General features: G+C 75.1%; 1 pseudogene. It reads right to left on the bottom strand.

Annotation, left to right across the window (positions count from 1 at the left end):
* Window positions 1–606 (bottom strand): annotated as a pseudogene (locus EAO77_RS35160) (hypothetical protein); the annotation flags it as partial.
* Between the last annotated feature and the right edge of the window lie 45 nt (window positions 607–651).

Below are 651 nucleotides of genomic sequence, written 5' to 3'. Positions count from 1 at the left end.
GGCGCTCCAGGTCCGGTTGGAGAGGTACCAGAGCAGCGTGACGAGTGCCACGGGCACCGCCGCCGCGAGGGCGAGACGGCGCCCCGGCTGCGACCACCAGCCGCCCCGGTCGGCCGAGAGGAAGCCGAGCCAGGCCCGCTCCCCCGCGCACGCGGCGGAGCCGGCGCATTGCCAGGCGACCAGGTCGAGGGCGACCGCGCAGGCCGCGGCGGTGAGCAGCACGGTGAGGCTGAGCGCGACCAGCCTCACCAGCAGTCCGTAGAGGCGGGTGGTGCGCCGGCTGCCGCGGGCGCGCGGGCGCATCCAGTGCGCGAGGTTGGCGACCATGAACGGCAGGAGCAGCAGCCACAGGGCCCGCGCGCCGTTGCCCGAGGTGAGGTTGGACCAGCAGTAGGCCTCGGGCACGGGCCGGTCGGTGTACCGCTCGGGCTGCTGCTCGGCCTCGGCGTCGTCGGTGCGGCGGTACACCGCCGCCTTCGTGTCGCCCGTTATCCGTACCGTGCGCGGGTCGCCGAGCATCTCCTCGGGGGTGGCTCCGCCGACGCCGTGGACGAGCAGTTCCAGGGCGGGGCCTTCGCCGTACGGTGCCTGGTGGGCAGGGGACACGGGCGCGGCTCGCTTTCCGTTCGGCTGCGGGATTCGGTGCGGCGT

The organism is Streptomyces sp. T39, from assembly GCF_008042045.1.
Classification (GTDB): domain Bacteria; phylum Actinomycetota; class Actinomycetes; order Streptomycetales; family Streptomycetaceae; genus Streptomyces.
Note: the sequence above shows the minus strand (reverse complement) of the source record. Positions and strands in the feature narration are given on the sequence as shown.